The organism is Cupriavidus sp. GW821-FHT07C08, from assembly GCF_059419025.1.
Genome location: NZ_JBWKQZ010000019.1, coordinates 21010 through 37877, shown reverse-complemented (window position 1 = coordinate 37877; position 16868 = coordinate 21010). Strand labels below are relative to the sequence as shown.

Genomic DNA, 16868 nt, shown 5'->3' with positions numbered 1-16868 from the left:
TTTTCTTTCTTACCGCTGGCCGCTGCTCAGCCGCAGCGAGTTGCCATCGCTGCGAAATACCATCGCTTGCTCGCGCGCCTGCGCCAAAGCCAGCCGGCCCTGCAGCACGATCTCGCTGACCTTGTCGTGCGCGCCGGAGCGCTCGCACACCGGGTCTGTCGCGGCGGCGTCGCCGGTGACAAGGAACGCCTGGCAGCGACAGCCGCCGTAGTCCTGCTCGCGCTGGTCGCAGGAACGGCAGGGCTCCTGCATCCACTGCGTGCCGCGGAAACGGCGGAAGGCATCGCTTTCGGTCCAGATCTCGCGCAGCCCCTGCGTGGTGACATTGGGCAGTGCCAGGCCGGGCAGCATGCGCGCCGCGTGGCAGGGCAGCGCGGTGCCGTCCGGCGCCACGCCAAGGAAGGTGGTGCCCCAGCCGTTCATGCACTTCTTGGGCCGCGCCTCGAAGTAGTCAGGCACGACGAACAGGATCTGGCATTGCCTGCCGATGCGCGCGCGGTACTGCCGGACCACGGCCTCGGCCTCGCGCAGCTGCTCATGGGTGGGCAGCAGCGCCAGCCGGTTCTCCCAGGCCCAGCCGTAGTACTGCGTGTTGGCCAGTTCCAGGTATTCGGCGCCCATCTGCAGGGCCATTTCGATGATGGTGCCGACATGCGGCAGGTTATGCCGGTGCAGCACGCAGTTCATCACCATCGGGTAGCCGTGCGCCTTGATCATGCGCGCCACGCGCTGCTTCAGGTCAAACGTGCGGGTGCTGGACAGGAAGTCGTTGAGCTCGCGGGTGGAGTCCTGGAACGACAGCTGGATATGGTCCAGGCCGGCGTCGCGCAGGGCGGCAAGGCGGGCGTCGGTCAGGCCCACGCCCGAGGTGATGAGGTTGGTGTAGAAGCCCAGGCCATGCGCATGCCGGACCAGTGTCTCCAGGTCCTTGCGCAGCAGCGGCTCGCCGCCGGACAGCCCGAGCTGCACCGCGCCCAGCGCCCGCGCCTGGCTGAACACGTCGCACCATTGCGCGGTGCCCAGCTCGGCCGTGTGCCGGGCGTAGTCCACCGGGTTGGAGCAGAAGGCGCAATGCAGCGGGCAGCGGTAGGTCAGCTCGGCCAGCAGCCATAGCGGCGGGCCGGGCGCGACCTCAGACCAGCCAGCCGCGTTCGATGGCATGTTTGACAAAGGCATGTACCTCCGGGGCGATGCCCTGCACGCCAAACGCGGCCTGCAGGTCATCGATCAGCATGTCCAGCGTGTGGCTGCCGTCGCAGCGCTGCAGGATCGCGGCGGCGCTGTCGTTGAGGGTGACCATGCCTTCCGGGTACAGCAGCACCCAGCTTTGCTGGGACTCTTCCCATTGCAGGCGAAAGGTCCGGTGCAGGGTCGGTCTGGCGAGGTCTTGCGTGCTGGCTGTCATGGGTTGGCTTGCTGGATGGCGTCGAGCATCGACCAGAGCACGTCGAGCTTGAACTGCAGGATGTCGAGGGCACGCTGCTGTTGCGCCGCGCTGCGGAAGTGGCCCAGCGTCACGCGCAGGCCATGGTCCACGTCGCGCTGCGCGAGCGGAATGCGAGAGCGGAAGTAGTCCAGCCCGGCGGCCTCGATCCACGGGTAATGCGTGGGCCAGCCGGCCAGGCGTTCCTTGTGGATTGCGGGCGCGAACATCTCCGTCAGCGACGAGCACACGGCTTCCTGCCACGGCGCGCGGCGCGCAAAGTTGACGTAGGCATCGACGGCAAAGCGCACCCCGGGCAGCACGTGCCGGTGGCTCAGCAGCGCTTCGCGCTCCAGGCCCACCGCCTGGCCCAGGCGCAGCCAGGCCTCGATGCCGCCGGGCTGGGTGTCGGTGCCGTCGTGGTCAAGGATGCGCACCACCCACTCGCGGCGGGTGTCGCGCTCGGGGCAGTTGGACAGGATGGCGGCGTCCTTCAGCGGGATGTTGTCCTGGTAGTAGAAGCGGTTGGCCACCCATGCGCGGATCTGCGCGGGCGAACACTGGCCCGCCGCCATGCGCTGGTTGAAAGGATGGTGGATGTGGTAGCCGCTTTCCCTGGCGCGCAGGCGGGCCTCGAACTCGGCCTCGGTCCAGGCGATGGGGGGGATGGGGGAGATGGCAGATGTCATAGCGCGATTTCCATGCCGTCGTACGCCACCTCGATGCCGTGCCGCGCCAGCACTGCGCGCTCGGGCGAGTCTTCCACCAGCACCGGGTTGGTATTGTTGATATGGATAAGGATCTTGCGGCTGGCGGGCAGCCGCTCCAGGACCTGGATCATGCCGCCGGGTCCGGACAGGGCCAGGTGGCCCATGTCGGCGGCGCTCTTGCCGGAGAAGCCCGGCGCCTGCATCTCGTCGTCGCGCCAGAAGGTGCCGTCGACCAGCACGATGTCGGCGCTGTGCAGCTCCGCAAAGACGTGGTCGTCGATGCGGCCCAGGCCGGGCGCATAGAAGGCGCGGCGGCCGCTGCGGCGGTCTTCGATGCGCAGGCCGATGTTGTCGCCCGTGCGCGGCGCGTGGCGGTTGGGCGAGTAGGGCGGGGCCTTGCTCTCCAGCGGTATCGCCGTCAGTGTCACGCCGTCCAGCGGCGGGACTGAAAACGCGGTGCCGTCGCAGGGCAGGGCGTGCGTCTGCAGCCCGCAGTAGTGCGACAGGATGCGCGTCAGCGGGAAGGCAGCGCCCAGATCGTCGAGGACGGCGGCGGTGGCATAGACCGGCAGCGCCTGGCGGTGTTCGCGCAGCATCAGCAGGCCGGTGACGTGGTCGATCTGCGCATCCATCAGCACCACCGCGGCGATGGCGGTGTCGCGCGGCGCGCGCGCCGGCTGCAGCGCGGGCGCCTGGCGCAGCTGCTGCAGGATATCGGGCGAGGCATTGACCAGGATGGCATCAGGCCCGTCGCCCGTCAGCGCGATCGAGGATTGCGTGCGCGGCGTGGCGCGCACCGTGCCGCGGCGCACGCCGTCGCAGTTGTGGCAGTTGCAGTTCCACTGCGGAAAGCCGCCGCCGGCGGCCGACCCCAGTACCCGGATGCTTGTCATGGCGTGAGCGCTTGGTGTTGGGTCATGGCTTCACGGAGCAGGCGCCAGCCCTGGCGCCTGCCTGCGTTGGTTGTGCTTGCGGTCCGCGGGTTGCCTGTCGGCGCACCGCCGGTCGCAGGCGCCGCGGCACGTTCAGCGGTTGGCGATGTACATCGTGATTTCAAAGCCAAGCCGCAGCTCGGTGTAGGCGGGGGTGGTCCAGCGCATGTCTCTCTCCTTGGGTGGCATGGTTAGTGAATATCGTCTTGCCGCGGCGCCTGGCTGCCGCCCGACAGCCGCATCCCCTAAAGGCAACATCCATGCCCGACGCATCCACGATATCCGCCGGCTTTTCCGGCACGGCCACCACATTCCACCTGCGTACGCCCGACGCCCAGCGCGTGCATGTGCGGCTGGCCGGCGCCGCGGACGGCGAGCCGTGGCTGGTGCTGCATGGAGGGCCGGGCAGCGGCTGCTCTGCCGCCATGGCGCAATGGTTCGACCCGCGGCGACACCGCGTGGTGATGCCGGACCAGCGCGGCGCCGGCCGCTCCAGGCCGGCGGGCTGCCTGCGCCGCAATACCGTGGGCGCGCTGCTGGCCGACCTGGAGCAGCTGCGCCGCGCGCTGGGCATCGAGCGCTGGGGCGTGGTGGGCGGATCATGGGGGGCGGCACTTGCCCTGGCGTACGCGGCGCAATGCCCGCACGCCGTGGCGGCGCTGGTCCTGCGCGGCACCTTCCTGACTGGCCGCGACGATGTGCTCGCGCTGTTTTCACCGCGCCATGGGGGCCGCCGCATGCTGCATTGCGTCAAGGCATGGGGCGAGCGCTTGCCCGATGCGCGCGCGCGGCTGCTAACTGTGTCACGGCTGTTGCAAAGTGGTACGCCTGTTCAAAAACGGGACACTGCCGCGGCGTGGCAGGCGAGCGAACAGGCGTTGCTGGGTCTTTCCCCTGCGTCGCCTTCGCGCCGGCAGCCGCGGCGCGAGCGCATGGCCGCGGTGAACAAATACCGCATCCAGGCGCACTACCTGCGCAACCGGGCCGGACTGGGCAAGCCGGCCCTGCTCAGCGCGGCGCGGGTCATCGGCGCGCATGGCCTGCCGGTGACGCTGCTGCATGGCCGCGCCGACAAGGTCTGCCGTCCCGCCAACGCGCTGCGCCTGCAGGCCGCCATGCCGGGCGCAAGGCTGGCCTGGGTGGACGGCGGACACCTGGCGGCCGGGGCCATGCGCGACGCGCTGGTGGCCGCGATCCGCGCCGCTGGCTGGCAGCGGTGATGCCCACGACGCGGCGCGGCTTTCTTGGCGCCACGCTTGCGCTGGCCATGAACGGCTGTCCCCCGGCGGCCGCTGCCGGCACGCGGGTCACGCTGGAGCGGCTGCAGCCAGGCGTATATGTGGCCCGCGCCGGCAATGCCGAAGTGGCGCGCGCCAACGCCGCCGAAGTGGTGCCGACCCTGGTCCATCTGAGCGGCGCGGGCGTGCTGGTGGTGGACCCCGGGCCGCAGGCGGCGTGGGGCGGTGCGCTGCTCGGCGCCATCCGGGCGCTGACGCCGCAGCCCGTGCGTTGGGTGGTCAATACGCACGCCCACCCGGAGAACGTGCTGGCCAATGCCGCGTTCGCACGGCTGCGGCCCCGGCCCGTGTTCCTGGCCTCCGCCGCCACGGCTGCGCTGATGCGGCAACGCTGCGCGGCCTGCCTGGCCCGCATGGCCACGCTGCTCGGCAACGGTGTCATGCGCGGCGCCGCGATCGTGCTGCCGGAGCCCGCGCTGCAGCCCGATGGCTGGCTGCACACCGGCGCTACCGCCTGGCAGGTGCAGGTTTACGCGAACGCGCACAGTGCCTCGGATACGGTGCTGTACGCGCCGCAGCTGCAGCTGCTGTGTGCGGGCGGCCTGGCTTACCGCGAGCGCGTGCCGGAGATGCAGGAGGCCTCCCTGCAGGGGTGGCGCCGTGCGCTGCGTCGGCTGCAGGAGCTGCCGGCGCGCACGGTGGTGGGCACCGCGCCAGGCACGCCCGCCCAGACGCTGGCGCCGACGCTGGCCTACCTGGATGCGCTGGCGGACGGAATCGGCGCCGCGCTGGCCGCGGGCAGCGATGCCTCGCGCGCCAGCGACGCCGTGGCGGCGCAGCCGTTCCGGCATTGGCGCCATTTCCAGTCGCGCCACCCGCTGAACGTGCAGCGCGCCTGGCGCGAGCTGGAAGACCTGTGGATGCAGGGCGAGCCGCTGGCCTGAGCGCGCAGCTGCCCAGGTGCGTGGCCGGGATCAGCCGGCCTGGTGGGGCAGCCCGCGGGCCTCTTCCATTTTCCGGTAGACCGTATTGCGCGAGATTCCCAGCGCCTTGGCCGCCGCAGAGATATTCCCGTTGTGCGCCTTGACCGTGGCGACAATGGCCATGGCCTCGACATCGGCCAGCCGCGTTGGCTGCGCGCCCGGCAGCACATGGGCCGCGGGCACCGCCGCATGCCCCTGGCGCTCGCGCAGGTCATCGAGGAAGTCGTCGGGCAGGTGGTCCTCGGTGATCTCGGCTTCGCCTTCGGCCATCAGCCGCGCGGTGCGCAGCAGGTTGCACAGCTGGCGGATATTGCCCGGCCAGTGGTAGCGGCGGAACATCTCCATCACCGACTCGCGGATGCGGGGCGGCTCGCCGGGTTGCACACCCGCCTGCTCCTGGCGCAGCAGCCTGGCGGCCACCGTGTCGAGGTCGCCGCGCTCGCGCAGGGCCGGCAGCCGCACCACCAGCCCGTTGAGGCGGTAGTAGAGGTCTTCGCGGAACTGGCCGTTGGCGACCAGATCACGCAGGTTGCGGTTGGTGGCGCACACCACCGAGACGTCGACATGGATGACCTTGCTGCTGCCCAGCGGCGACACCGCGCGTTCCTGCAGCGCGCGCAGCAGCCGCCCTTGCAGATGCAGCGGCATGTCCCCGATCTCGTCCAGGAACAGCGTGCCGCCGTTGGCCAGCAGCATCTTGCCGATGCCGCCCTTCTTGCGGGCGCCGGTGAAGGCGCCTTCTTCATAGCCGAACAGCTCGGACTCGATCAGGTTTTCCGGGATAGAGGCGCAGTTCACGGCAATGAACGGCCCGGCATGGCGCGGGCTGTCGGCGTGGATGGCGCGCGCCATCAGTTCCTTGCCGGTGCCGGTCTCGCCCAGCACCATCACCGGAATATCCTTGCCGATGACCTTGCGCAGCTTGCCGATGACCGCGCGGATCTGCGCGTCGCCCGTGTCCAGGTCGTCCAGCCCGGGCGAGCGGGCCGGGCCTGCGGCCAGGCTGCGCGGTGCGGCGGCGGTGCCGGCCTGGGCTGCGTGGCCGGCATCGGTGTTGCCTGGCAGGGATGCGGCGGGTGACTTCCATTCGACCCGGGCGCTGACCTTGACGCCGCTGGGCAGGTGCAGCTGGACGATGCCCGCATGGGCCGCGCGCACCGCGTCGAACAGCTGCGACATCGACAGCCCGAACAGCGAGGAAAAGGTGTGCGCATGCAGGGCGCCATTGGACAGGCCAAGCTGGAACTGCCCGCTGCGGTTGGCTGACAGGAAGCGCCCGCCGGGCGTGAAGGAGACAATGCCCTCCACCAGCGTGCCCAGGAACTCCGCGCGCGAATGGAAGCGGATGCACACCATGTCGCGGAAGGCGTTGCCGAACAGCTGGTTCTCGATCATCTGCGCCGACATCCGCACCAGCGCCATGGTGTGCTTGTGGAAACCGCGCTGGTCGCCGGTCACATCCAGCGCCCCCACGGTCTTGCCGTAAGGGTCGAGGATGGTCATGCACGAGCAGGTCAGGAACTGGTTGGCCTCCAGGAAGTGGTCGGCGCCGTGTACCAGCGTGGCCCGGTTCTCGGCCAGGGCCGTGCCGATGGCGTTGGTGCCGCGGCGCGCTTCCGACCACTCCGCGCCCGGGCGCAGCGCGACCTGGTTGGCCCGGGCCAGAAAGTCGTCATCGCCCATCGAGTGCAGGATCAGGCCATCGGCGTCGGTCAGGATGACCATGCTCTGCGTATTCACGATCTGGTCGTAGAGCGTTTCCATCACCGGCAGCGCATAGGCGAACAGTGACTGGCTACGCTCGATCCGCGTTTTCAGCTCGCTCTGCAGCACCGGGCAGAAGTCGGGCGATTCATAGGGACGCAGGCCATAGGACTCGGAACGCTGGTGGGCCTGGGCAATCAGTTCGGCGCGCTCGGGCTGCCCCGTGTCACCCGGGGCGCCCGCCGCGGGGCGGGCCGGTTCCGGCTGGAAGGTCATTTCGCTGTCTCCTGTGGAAAGTCCGCCCGCGATCTTTGCGCGGGTCGCTGTCGGCGCCTTCGCCGGGCGCATGGTCGACAGTGTTGCGTCATGAAGCAAAACACTTGCCAGGTGTGGCAATCCGGGACACCAGTGCCGCGATGCTGCGTTGCACAGAACGATGGCGGCGCAGGCGAAGCCTGCCTTCAGGCGCTTCCGGGCCTGGTCCGGCTGGCTGGTATGGCTCTTGCGGAAATGGGGCAAACAACCAAGACCCATCCACTGTAGGAGACATCCATGAAAACGCAGCGCCGCCTGCTTGCCTTGCTCGCGCTTTGCGCGTCCCTGACCGCCATCCCGGCCAGCTCTGTGCTGGCCCATGGCGACGTCACGCCCCAAGCCGTCGATACCAAAGCCTTACCACAGCTGGGCGACGAATGGCGCCCGGACAATCCCTACCGCAGCGGCGATGCGCACAAGGAGGCGCTGCGCATCGGCACCTCGGCCTACAACCAGAACTGCGCGCGCTGCCATGGCCTGGAAGCGGTGTCAGGGGGCATCGCGCCGGACCTGCGCAAGCTTGACGGCGACTGCGTCTCACTGGCGGATGCAAAGAAGAAAGAGGCGTGCATGAGCGAGATCTCGCAGTTCTACACCACCACCGTGCGCAAGGGCCGCACGCGCGACGGCCGCGTCTACATGCCGCCGTTCGACGGCGTGCTGAGCCAGGAAGCGGTGTGGGCCATCAAGACCTACCTGGAGTCGCGCCGCGAGTAAGGGGCGGCTGCGCCGGCAATCCTTCCCGTTGTCCAGCCCCGGCCCGCAGTGCCGGGTCAACGCATCTTCCAGGAGCCATCCCATGCCTGCCAGCCCTGTCCGCGGCCCTAGGCTTTCCGTGTCCCCCATGCCGGCGGCGCCGGCCGGCGCCGTGCGCTGGCTGTGCGGCGCCATGCTGGCTGCCGCCGCGCTCTTCTGCGCGCAACCGGCCCAGGCCGACCTGGCCAGGATCCGCCAGGCCGGCACCCTCAAGGTGGCGGTCTACAAAGGCTTGCCGCCGTTCTCCGCGATCGCGGGCAGCCAGGTCGCGGGCATTGACGTGGCCCTGGCCAGGGCACTGGGCAAGGAACTGGGCCTGTCAGTGGCGCTGATGCCGTTCGATGCCGATGAAAGCATGGCTGACGACTTGCGTGCCATGGTCTGGCGCGGCCATTACCTTGGCTACGGACCGGCCGACGTGATGCTGCACGTGCCGGTCGACCGCGCCTTCATGCGCGAGAACGACAAGGCGCTGATCTTCGCGCCGTATTACCGCGAGACCTTCGTGCTGGTGCAGGACCGCGAGCGCGTGCCGGCGGTGCGCGGCCTGGAAGACCTGGCCGGACAGCCGACCGGCGCCGCAGCCGGTTCGGCCGGGGCCAATGCGCTGCTGTCCGGCGCGGGCGGCGCCTTGCGCGACAAGGTCAGGATCTACCCCGAAGCCGATGCTGCATTGCGCGCACTGTTCTCCGGCGAGATCGCGGCGGCGATGGTGACGCGGGCCCAATACGAGAGCGCGCTCAAGGCCGCGGGCCAATCCGGGGCGCGCTTTGCCGCGACGGAACCCAGCGCGCCGCTGCTGCCGCAGCGCGGGTGGGCCGTCGGCTTGGCGGTCAAGGCAGACGAGCGGGAACTGGCCGAAGCGCTGGAAAAGGCGTTGAGCGCGCTGCGCAGCAATGGCGAGCTGGCGCGCATCTTTGCCGGCTATGGGGTGTCGATGCAGGCGCCGTGAGGGTGGCTGGCGGGCGCCTCACCTGGCCGGCCTGCCGGCCCGCGCAAGCGGCAGCATCTGCAGTCGCTCGGCAACGACATTGCGGATCGCCTGCGGCGCGCTCAGGTCGTCCAGCATGCGCGGCCAGTTGGCATGTGCCAGCGCGACGGCTTCCCTGACGGCGGCGGTCGCAATGCGCCGCGGGACGCCGGCCTTTTCCGCGATGGTCTCATACGTTGCCAGGGTTTCTTCACGCTGCCGCTTGTCGATGGCAACGTTCTGGCCATAGGTCGCAAAGCCGGGAAGGGCGGCCACGCAGACGATGTCATACGCCGGTGACAGTTCTGGCAAGACCCCATTGTGATAGGTCACCGAGAAGTTCTTCAGGTGCGCATCGCTGTTGCCGATCAGCGTGTTGACCGCCTGGCGCAGGAAGAACTGCCGGGCATGCTCGACCCCGCTCGGACTCAGGCGATACAGGGTGGCAACGAGCTGAATGTAGCTCTCGATGCCGGCGTACTTTTTCGCTGGCATCCTGCCCAGCATCTGGCAGCCGTCTTCGGCGTGCACACGCCCGGCCGGGGTGCGGTCAAACCTGTCCACCGCAAGGTAGTGCAGGTTTTCGCCCAGCGATTCAACCAGTCCCTCGACCTCGATGGTCGAGACTGGCAGCACTCTCGTCGGAGCAACATGGACGCCGGCGGCGGCCGCGAGCTGCATCGAGATCGATTCGTTGAATACCTGCGAATCATCGTTCCGGGCAGGAAGCTTGGCGATGATGTCGGACAGCCTGCCTTTGGCTGGCAGGGTGTAGCGCTTGTCCTGCAGCACGGTCGACAGGGCCAGCTTGTTCTGCACGCCGGACACCGAGGCCGCGCCCTGCGTGGCCCCCTCCACCACGGCAATTTCCAGGTTGTCCGCGCCGCCGGTCACGCCATACGTCCGCGCATACTCCGGCAAGGCGCCGATGTCCGCGGGCACGATGACGACGGCCCCGGGGAGATCATTGCCGGCCGATGCCAGGATGCCGAAATCGTCCTTGTCATCGGGATTGCTCCGCGTTGCCTCGAGCCGCTTGCGCAGTTCGCCTTCGGGCAGCAGGCCGGCAAAGTAGGGCGGCAGTTCATGACCAGTGCTGTAGACGGCAGGATGAAAGGGGTTGTCCAGCACCTCGGCGGTGGCCTTGCGGCCGGCCTCTGTCGGGACGCTGATCGACAGGCTCAGCGTGGGGCGGCGCGTGTCGCCCCGGAAGGCTTCGGATGGCACGAACCGGACATTGCCGCTGGCCTCGCACAGGTAGCCGCATAGCTGGTCGTACAGCCGGACCTCAAGAAAGCGCGGATGCAGTTCGTAGCTCATTCCTGGTCCAGGAAGATGTCGACTGCGCTGCGGGCGCTGCGGTCGGGCCCGCTGCCTTTGCCTTCCAGGACTTGCCTGACTTCCTGTGCCCGCTCGTTGGGCACCAGGACCCATTCCGCGTCCAGCGCGGCGGCCAGGGCTTCGAGGGTCGATGCGCGGCTGTCCTTCTTCCCCAGCAGGATCGCCGACAGGTTCTGGCTTGCCATGCCCAGCACCCGCCCGAGATCGGTCAGGGTCTTGCCTCTCGCTTTACGCATGTCGCGGCACTGAGAAACTAATGACATAGCATTATTTCACTGATCTATGCATATCTTAGTATGATACATCGGCGCGCCGATAGCCAGGCACATATCATTCGATAGTAGCCATATTTTAGAAAGATAATGCTATAGAATTATTTTTTCTATTGCGGACCACCGCCCGGGATGAAGCCGGCTGGGGAGCACATGAAGACGGGCCACCGCCCGCCCGTCTCACTTTCCCGGTGTCCCCCAGGCCACCCCTCGCCGCGACCCCTTGCGCTGGCACCAGATACTGTATAAATATACAGTTATCGTAAACATACTAGTTCCTCGCTGCCCCGGCGAGCGACGCCAACTCCACATGACTGCGCAATCGCACGCAGCCCCGCCCATGGCGGCGGAGGGCCTGCTGTTCCCTGCGCCGGCGCCCCCGGAGCCTGCCCCGTCTGCCCCGGCCTCGCGCCAGCAGGCGCTGTCGGCGCTCGAGCAGCGCTATCCCGGGCTGTGGCGGGCCGGCCAGCTGGGCCGTGCCGGCGGTGCGGCGGTATGCCCGACCGGATATGACGCACTGTCGGCGGAGCTGCCCGGCGGCGGCTGGCCGGCGGGCGGGCTGACGGAGCTGCTGACGGCGCAGGGTGGCGCGGGCGAGCTGCGCCTGCTGCTGCCGGCGCTGCGCGCGCTGGCCGGGGCCGGGCGCCGTATTGCGCTGGTGGCGCCGCCTTACCTGCCCAATGCGATGGGGCTGGCCGCGGCCGGGCTGCCGGCGCGCCAGCTCTACTGGATGCGGCCAGCGGCCGGCGCCGGCAAGGCCGCGCAGCAGGCCGACATGCTGTGGGCGGCCGAGCAGGTGCTGCGCAGCCAGGCCTTTGGCGGCGTGCTGGTCTGGCTGCCCGCGGCCCGCCCCGAGGCGCTGCGCCGCCTGCAGGTGCTGGCGCAGGCCGGCGACGCGGTGGCATGGGCGCTGCGCCCGGCCACGGCGCTGCGCGAGTCGTCGCCGGCGGTGCTGCGGCTGCTGCTGGCGCCGCTGCCCGGCAATGTGCTGTCGATCACCTTCCACAAGCGGCGCGGGCCGGTGCGGGACACGCCGCTGCTGCTGCGCCTGGACGGGATGGCAGCGGCCACGCGCACAGCCGCCTGGCCTGTCCCGGCAGGTGCGCCTGCCTTGTCTGAATCGTCTTCTCCATCTTCTTCCGATGCCGTACTGGATCGCGGTGCACCTGCCGCGCCTGCCCCTGGACGCCCTGCAGCCCAACTGGCCTGAGCTGGCGCCCGCCGTGAGCCCGCCTGCCGCCACCGCCACGCTGCACCATGCGCTGCCGGTGGCGGTGATGGCGCGCGAGCAGGTGGTGCTGGCCAACGGCCCGGCGATGCAGCTCGGCGTGCGCTACGGCATGCGCCGCGGCGGCGTGCAGGCGCTGTCGGCCGACATCGTGCAGCTGGAGCGCGACCTCGCCGCGGAAGCTTCGTTGATGGAGGCGGTGGCGCTGGCGCTGCTGCATTTCACGCCGGGCGTGACCGTCGACGAGGAACCAGAGTCGGCCACGGTGATGCTGGACGTCACCGCCAGCCTGCGCCTGTTTGGCGGCCACCGCGCGCTGTGCCGCGCGGTGCGCGCCTGCGTGCGCCAGCTTGGCACCTTTGCCCAGGTGGGCTCCGGCCCGACCGCGCACGGCGCCGCGTGGCTGGCGCGCCAGCCGCTGCGGCGCACGCGGCGCGGCGTGGTGCGGCCCGGGCGCCGCGCCGTGGGCATAGCACGCCTGCACCGGCTGCTGGACCGCCTGCCGGTAGAGGCGCTGCACACGCTGGCCGATCCGGCCTGGCTGGACGGCATCGGCTGCCGCACGCTGGGCGAGGTGCGGCGCCTGCCGCGCGCGGGCCTGACGCGCCGGCTGGGGCCGGCGCTGCTGGCGCGGCTGGACCAGGCCTATGGCGACACGCCGGCGCGCTTCGTCTGGTTTGTGGCACCGCCCGCGTTTGCGCAGCGCATGGACCTGCCGGGCCGCATCGAATCCACCGAGGGCGTGCTGGCCGGCGCGCAGCGCCTGCTGCTGGCGCTGGCGGGCTGGCTGGCGGTGCAGCAGGCTGGCGTCACGCGCTGCGTGCTGGTGCTGGAGCATGAGCGCTACCGGCGCGGCGTGGACACCGACGGCACCGAGGTGCCGGTGGGCCTGGCCCAGCCCAGCCGCGACCCCGCGCACCTGTCGCGGCTGCTGCGCGAGAAGCTCGACAAGCTCAACTTCCACGCCCCGGTGACCGGCCTGGCGCTGCGCGTGGAGGCGATGGCCGCATGCGTGCCGCAAAGCGATGCGCTGTTCCCCGAGCCCGGCGGCACGCCGGAAGACCTGGGCCGCCTGCTCGATACGCTGATGGCGCGGCTGGGCCGCGACAACGTGCTGCAGCCGCGGCCGCTGGCCGATCACCGGCCCGAGCGCGCCAACTGCTGGTGCCCGGTCGACGAGCCCGGCGCCAACAAGGCCGCCAGCCTGCCGGGCCCGCAGCCGGAGCGCCCGCTGTGGCTGCTGCCGCAACCGCTGCCGCTGCCGGTGCAGCGCCACCGGCCCTGCCACGGCGGCCCGCTGGCGCTGCTGAGCCGCCCTGAGCGCATCGAGGCCGGCTGGTGGGACGGCGCGCTGGCCACGCGCGACTACTTTATCGCCGAGCGCGCCGACGGCCTGCGCTGCTGGATCTTCCGCGAACGTCCGGGCCATGCGGCGCAGGACGATGGCGGCGAGTACCGCTGGTTCCTGCATGGGTTGTTCGCATGAGCGCGCTGTCCTTGCCTGCCTCGTTGCCGGGTTTGCTGCCGGCGCTGCCGGATTACGTGGAGCTGCACTGCATCTCCAACTTCACCTTCCTGACCGGCGCCTCGCACCCGGGCGAGCTGATCGAGCGCGCCTTTCGCCTGGGCTACAGCGGGCTGGCGCTGACCGATGAATGCTCGGTGGCCGGCACCGCGCGCGCGCACGATGCCATCGAGACCCTGCGCAAGCGCCTGCACGACGCGGTGGCGCGCAGCGCGGCACGCGGGGAGGAGGGCGTGGATGAGCCGCTGCTGGACAATGACGAAGAGCCTGACGCCGGCGATGACGATCCCCACGTCCAAGCCAGCCGCCACCAGCGGCTGCAGGCGCTGGCCCGGGCCGCCGATGCCTTCGCGCTGCTGATCGGCAGCCGCTTCAGCCTGACCCCGGCCGATGGCTCGGTGCGCGCACCGCTGCGGCTGGTGCTGATTGCCCAGCACCGCGAGGGCTTCGGCAACCTGAGCGAGCTGATCACGCTGGGCCGCCGGCGCGCGCAGAAGGGCACCTACCGGCTGCATCCCGAGGACCTGGCCGCGCCCGCCGCTGACGAAGCGCACCTGCGCGGCATGCCCGGCTGCGTGGCGCTGCTGCTGCCCGACTATTGCGCCGAGCCTGAACTGCTGCGCGAGCAGGCCGAGTGGTGCCGCGCGGTCTTCGGCGAGCGCGCATGGATCGCGCTGGAGCAGCTGCAGGGCCATGCCGATGCGCTGCACCGCGCGCGCCTGGAAGCGGTATCGGCACAGACCGGGGTGCCGCTGGCGGCGGCCGGCGCGGTCACCATGCACGTGCGCTCGCGCAAGCCGCTGTCCGATGTGCTGGCCGCGATCCGGCTGGGCCAGCCGCTGGCCGAATGCGGCATGGCGTTGGCGCCCAATGCCGAGCAGCACCTGCGCATGCGCCAGGTGCTGTCGCGCCTGTACCCGCGCGAGGCGCTGGCGCAGACGCTGAAGATCGCCGAGTCCTGCGATTTCTCGCTGGGGATGCTGCGCTATGAATACCCCGAGGAACTGGTGCCGGCCGGCGAGACGCCGATCTCCTACCTGCGCAAGGAGGTCGCGCGCGGCAAGCTGGAGCGCTTTCCCAACGGTCTGAAGCCGGAGTGGGAGAAACAGCTCGAAGAAGAACTGCAGCTGATCGAGGAAAAGCATTACGAACCCTTCTTCCTGACCGTGCACGACATCGTGCGCTTTGCGCGCGGGGAGGGCATCCTGTGCCAGGGGCGCGGCTCGGCCGCCAATTCGCTGGTGTGCTTCTGCCTGTATGTGACCGAGGTCAGCCCCGAGCAGGCCAACCTGCTGTTCGGCCGCTTCCTGTCGCGCGAGCGCGATGAGCCGCCCGATATCGACGTGGACTTCGAGCACCAGCGGCGCGAAGAGGTGATCCAGTACATCTACAAGAAATACGGCCGCCACCGCGCCGCGCTGGCGGCGTCGCTGATCACCTACCGCTCGCGCAGCGCATTGCGCGACGTGGGCCGCGCGCTGGGCATCGATGCCAGCGTGGTGGAGCAGGTGGTCAAGGGCCAGGCCTGGTGGGACGGCGGCCGCGGCTTTGTCGAGAAGATCGCCCGCTACGGGCTCGATCCCGAATCGCCGGCGGTGCAGCAGTGGGCCAGCCTGACCGCGCAGCTGCGCGGCTTTCCGCGCCACCTGTCGCAGCATGTGGGCGGTTTCGTGATCGCGCGGCACAAGCTGTCGCGGCTGGTGCCGATCGAGAACGCGGCCATGGCCGACCGCAGCGTGATCCAGTGGGACAAGGACGACCTGGAGTCGCTGGGCCTGCTCAAGGTCGATGTGCTGGCGCTGGGCATGCTGTCGGCGATCCGGCGCGCGCTGCAGATGATCCCCAACCCGGACCCGGCGCGAGCGGGGCTGCCGGCGCGCATGGAAGACATCCCCAAGGAAGACCCGGACACCTACGACATGATCTGCAAGGCCGAGACCATCGGCGTATTCCAGATCGAATCGCGCGCGCAGCAATCGATGCTGCCGCGGCTGCAGCCGCGCAAGTACTACGACCTGGTGGTGGAAGTCGCCATCGTGCGGCCCGGCCCGATCCAGGGCGGCATGGTGCATCCCTACCTGAAGCGGCGCGAGGCCTTCCGCCACACCGGCAAGCCTCCCACTTACTTCAACCCGGTCATCGAAAAGGTATTGGGCCGCACGCTGGGCGTGCCGATCTTCCAGGAGCAGGTGATGCAGCTGGCCATCGACGCGGCCGGTTTTTCACCAGGGCAGGCCGACCAGCTGCGCCGATCGATGGCGGCCTGGCGGCGGCGCGGCGACCTGCGCCAGCACCAGGACGCGCTGGTGCGCGCGCTGACCGGCAACGGCTACCCGGAGTCCTTCGCGCTGGCGATCTGCAAGCAGATCGAGGGGTTTGGCGAGTATGGCTTCCCCGAGAGCCACGCGGCCAGCTTCGCCAAGCTGGTCTATGTCAGCGCCTGGCTCAAGTGCCATTATCCGGCCGCCTTCCTGTGCGCGCTGCTGAACAGCCAGCCGATGGGGTTCTACTCGCCGTCGCAACTGGTGCAGGACGCCGGCCGCAATGGCGTGCAGGTGCTGCCGGTGGATGTCACCATCAGCCGCTGGGACAGCACGCTGGAGCCGGTGGAGGCCGATGTCGCCGACGCGCAGGCCCGCACCAGGCCGCAGCATCCGCGCGTGCGCCTGGGCCTGGGTCGCGTCAAGGGCATGCGTGAAGCGGCAGCGCTGCGCATCGAGGCCGCGCGCACCCAGCGTCCGTTCGACAGCGTTGAAGACCTGGCACTGCGCGCCGGCCTGGACCGGCACGACATCGACGTGCTGGCCGCCGCCGATGCACTGGCACCGCTGGCCGGCAACCGCCGCCAGGCCCGCTGGCAGGCGCGCGCCGCCGCCGCGCATGCCGCGCACCGCGACCTGCTGTACGAAGCGCCGCCCGCCGAAGCCGCGCTGGCGCTGCCCGCGCCCCGGCTCGGCGAAGACGTGACGGCGGACTATGCCAGCCTGGGCCTGTCGCTCAAGTCGCACCCGCTGGCGTTGCTGCGGCACAAGCTGGCGGCCATGCGCTTTGCCACCGCCAGCCAGCTCGCGCGCTGCGCCAACGGCCGCCGCGTGCGCGCCTGCGGTATCGTCACCGTGCGCCAGCGCCCATCCACGGCCAGCGGCACCATCTTCGCCACCATCGAGGACGAAACCGGCTCCGTCAACCTGATCCTGTGGCCCGACCTGGTCGAGCGCCAGCGCAAGGAGGTGCTGGGCGCCACGCTGCTGGGCGTGGTCGGCACCTGGCAGCGCCAGGGCGACGTGCGCCACCTGGTGGCCAAGGAACTGGTGGATCTAAGCCCGATGCTGGGGCGGTTGATGGTGGGGAGCCGGGATTTTCATTGAGACGGACAGCGGACCGGATGCAACACTCTGCATGGAAGCCGGGCGCTCGCGACCAGTTTCGTGGCAGGGGCAACGGAAAACGGTACCGTCAACGCAAACAGTT

Annotated in this window: 15 protein-coding genes; 7 read left to right on the top strand and 8 right to left on the bottom strand. The window is 69.9% G+C overall.

Features of this window, described 5'->3' with window-relative positions; genetic code table 11:
- Positions 1-9: 9 nt before the first annotated feature.
- From pqqE to pqqA, 5 genes are all read right to left on the bottom strand, one after another.
- Complete coding sequence (pqqE, locus tag AC07UK_RS22685; RefSeq protein WP_436225313.1) at positions 10-1161, bottom strand: pyrroloquinoline quinone biosynthesis protein PqqE; 1152 nt, start codon at positions 1159-1161, stop codon at positions 10-12.
- Positions 1133-1405 (bottom strand): pyrroloquinoline quinone biosynthesis peptide chaperone PqqD, encoded by a 273-nt coding sequence (gene pqqD, locus AC07UK_RS22680; protein ID WP_436223650.1) that lies wholly within the window; start codon positions 1403-1405, stop codon positions 1133-1135. The genes pqqE and pqqD overlap by 29 nt, the downstream gene beginning before the upstream one ends.
- Entirely contained in the window at positions 1402-2112 is a 711-nt protein-coding gene (gene pqqC, locus AC07UK_RS22675) for a pyrroloquinoline-quinone synthase PqqC (protein ID WP_436223649.1), read from the bottom strand. Before pqqC ends, pqqD begins: the two co-directional genes overlap by 4 nt.
- The gene (gene pqqB, locus AC07UK_RS22670; RefSeq protein ID WP_436223648.1) at positions 2109-3026 is read right to left on the bottom strand and encodes a pyrroloquinoline quinone biosynthesis protein PqqB; all 918 of its coding nucleotides are present in this window, start codon (positions 3024-3026) and stop codon (positions 2109-2111) included. Before pqqB ends, pqqC begins: the two co-directional genes overlap by 4 nt.
- Positions 3027-3158: 132 nt before the next feature.
- Positions 3159-3233, bottom strand: coding sequence for a pyrroloquinoline quinone precursor peptide PqqA (gene pqqA / locus AC07UK_RS22665; protein ID WP_010809778.1), 75 nt, complete (start codon positions 3231-3233; stop codon positions 3159-3161).
- 92 nt (positions 3234-3325) lie between these two features.
- Here pqqA and AC07UK_RS22660 point away from each other — a divergent pair, with 92 nt between their 5' ends.
- Complete coding sequence (locus tag AC07UK_RS22660; RefSeq protein ID WP_436223647.1) at positions 3326-4285, top strand: alpha/beta fold hydrolase; 960 nt, start codon at positions 3326-3328, stop codon at positions 4283-4285.
- Positions 4285-5247: an MBL fold metallo-hydrolase gene (locus AC07UK_RS22655; protein ID WP_436223646.1), complete on the top strand. Its 963-nt coding sequence runs from the start codon at positions 4285-4287 to the stop codon at positions 5245-5247. Before AC07UK_RS22660 ends, AC07UK_RS22655 begins: the two co-directional genes overlap by 1 nt.
- A 30-nt stretch (positions 5248-5277) precedes the next feature.
- Here AC07UK_RS22655 and AC07UK_RS22650 read toward each other — a convergent pair whose 3' ends face one another.
- A complete protein-coding gene (locus AC07UK_RS22650; protein WP_436223645.1) occupies positions 5278-7266 on the bottom strand; it encodes a sigma-54-dependent Fis family transcriptional regulator in 1989 nt (662 codons plus the stop codon).
- A 276-nt stretch (positions 7267-7542) separates the two neighbouring features.
- Between AC07UK_RS22650 and pedF the strand changes: the two genes are divergently transcribed.
- Together pedF and AC07UK_RS22640 are read left to right on the top strand one after the other, a co-directional pair.
- A complete protein-coding gene (pedF, locus tag AC07UK_RS22645) occupies positions 7543-8022 on the top strand; it encodes a cytochrome c-550 PedF (RefSeq protein WP_436223644.1) in 480 nt (159 codons plus the stop codon).
- Positions 8023-8104: 82 nt separating this feature from the next.
- A complete protein-coding gene (locus tag AC07UK_RS22640; RefSeq protein ID WP_436223643.1) occupies positions 8105-9013 on the top strand; it encodes a substrate-binding periplasmic protein in 909 nt (302 codons plus the stop codon).
- Between the two features lie 18 nt (positions 9014-9031).
- Here the strand turns inward: AC07UK_RS22640 and AC07UK_RS22635 are convergent, their stop codons facing one another.
- Positions 9032-10351 carry a type II toxin-antitoxin system HipA family toxin gene (locus AC07UK_RS22635; protein ID WP_436223642.1) on the bottom strand — a complete coding sequence of 440 codons (1320 nt, stop codon included), beginning with the start codon at positions 10349-10351 and terminating at the stop codon, positions 9032-9034.
- Positions 10348-10608: a helix-turn-helix domain-containing protein gene (locus AC07UK_RS22630; RefSeq protein ID WP_013952696.1), complete on the bottom strand. Its 261-nt coding sequence runs from the start codon at positions 10606-10608 to the stop codon at positions 10348-10350. Before AC07UK_RS22630 ends, AC07UK_RS22635 begins: the two co-directional genes overlap by 4 nt.
- Before the next feature lie 346 nt (positions 10609-10954).
- Here AC07UK_RS22630 and imuA point away from each other — a divergent pair, with 346 nt between their 5' ends.
- Genes imuA through AC07UK_RS22615 form a run of 3 tightly spaced genes read left to right on the top strand, consistent with a single transcriptional unit; the run spans position 10955 to position 16765 of the window.
- Positions 10955-11854, top strand: a complete 900-nt coding sequence (gene imuA, locus AC07UK_RS22625) for a translesion DNA synthesis-associated protein ImuA (RefSeq protein WP_436223641.1) — start codon at positions 10955-10957, stop codon at positions 11852-11854.
- The gene (locus tag AC07UK_RS22620; RefSeq protein ID WP_436223640.1) at positions 11787-13358 is read left to right on the top strand and encodes a Y-family DNA polymerase; all 1572 of its coding nucleotides are present in this window, start codon (positions 11787-11789) and stop codon (positions 13356-13358) included. Before imuA ends, AC07UK_RS22620 begins: the two co-directional genes overlap by 68 nt.
- Positions 13355-16765: an error-prone DNA polymerase gene (locus AC07UK_RS22615; protein WP_436223639.1), complete on the top strand. Its 3411-nt coding sequence runs from the start codon at positions 13355-13357 to the stop codon at positions 16763-16765. Before AC07UK_RS22620 ends, AC07UK_RS22615 begins: the two co-directional genes overlap by 4 nt.
- Positions 16766-16868: the final 103 nt, after the last annotated feature.

Bases quoted from the DNA above. Each gene is read 5' to 3' on its own strand.
- pqqE (WP_436225313.1), bottom strand. From the start codon at position 1,161: ATGCCATCGAACGCGGCTGGCTGGTCTGAGGTCGCGCCCGGCCCGCCG.
- pqqD (WP_436223650.1), bottom strand. From the start codon at position 1,405: ATGACAGCCAGCACGCAAGACCTCGCCAGACCGACCCTGCACCGGACC.
- pqqC (WP_436223649.1), bottom strand. From the start codon at position 2,112: ATGACATCTGCCATCTCCCCCATCCCCCCCATCGCCTGGACCGAGGCC.
- pqqB (WP_436223648.1), bottom strand. From the start codon at position 3,026: ATGACAAGCATCCGGGTACTGGGGTCGGCCGCCGGCGGCGGCTTTCCG.
- AC07UK_RS22660 (WP_436223647.1), top strand. From the start codon at position 3,326: ATGCCCGACGCATCCACGATATCCGCCGGCTTTTCCGGCACGGCCACC.
- AC07UK_RS22655 (WP_436223646.1), top strand. From the start codon at position 4,285: ATGCCCACGACGCGGCGCGGCTTTCTTGGCGCCACGCTTGCGCTGGCC.
- AC07UK_RS22650 (WP_436223645.1), bottom strand. From the start codon at position 7,266: ATGACCTTCCAGCCGGAACCGGCCCGCCCCGCGGCGGGCGCCCCGGGT.
- pedF (WP_436223644.1), top strand. From the start codon at position 7,543: ATGAAAACGCAGCGCCGCCTGCTTGCCTTGCTCGCGCTTTGCGCGTCC.
- AC07UK_RS22640 (WP_436223643.1), top strand. From the start codon at position 8,105: ATGCCTGCCAGCCCTGTCCGCGGCCCTAGGCTTTCCGTGTCCCCCATG.
- AC07UK_RS22635 (WP_436223642.1), bottom strand. From the start codon at position 10,351: ATGAGCTACGAACTGCATCCGCGCTTTCTTGAGGTCCGGCTGTACGAC.
- AC07UK_RS22630 (WP_013952696.1), bottom strand. From the start codon at position 10,608: ATGCGTAAAGCGAGAGGCAAGACCCTGACCGATCTCGGGCGGGTGCTG.
- imuA (WP_436223641.1), top strand. From the start codon at position 10,955: ATGACTGCGCAATCGCACGCAGCCCCGCCCATGGCGGCGGAGGGCCTG.
- AC07UK_RS22620 (WP_436223640.1), top strand. From the start codon at position 11,787: ATGCCGTACTGGATCGCGGTGCACCTGCCGCGCCTGCCCCTGGACGCC.
- AC07UK_RS22615 (WP_436223639.1), top strand. From the start codon at position 13,355: ATGAGCGCGCTGTCCTTGCCTGCCTCGTTGCCGGGTTTGCTGCCGGCG.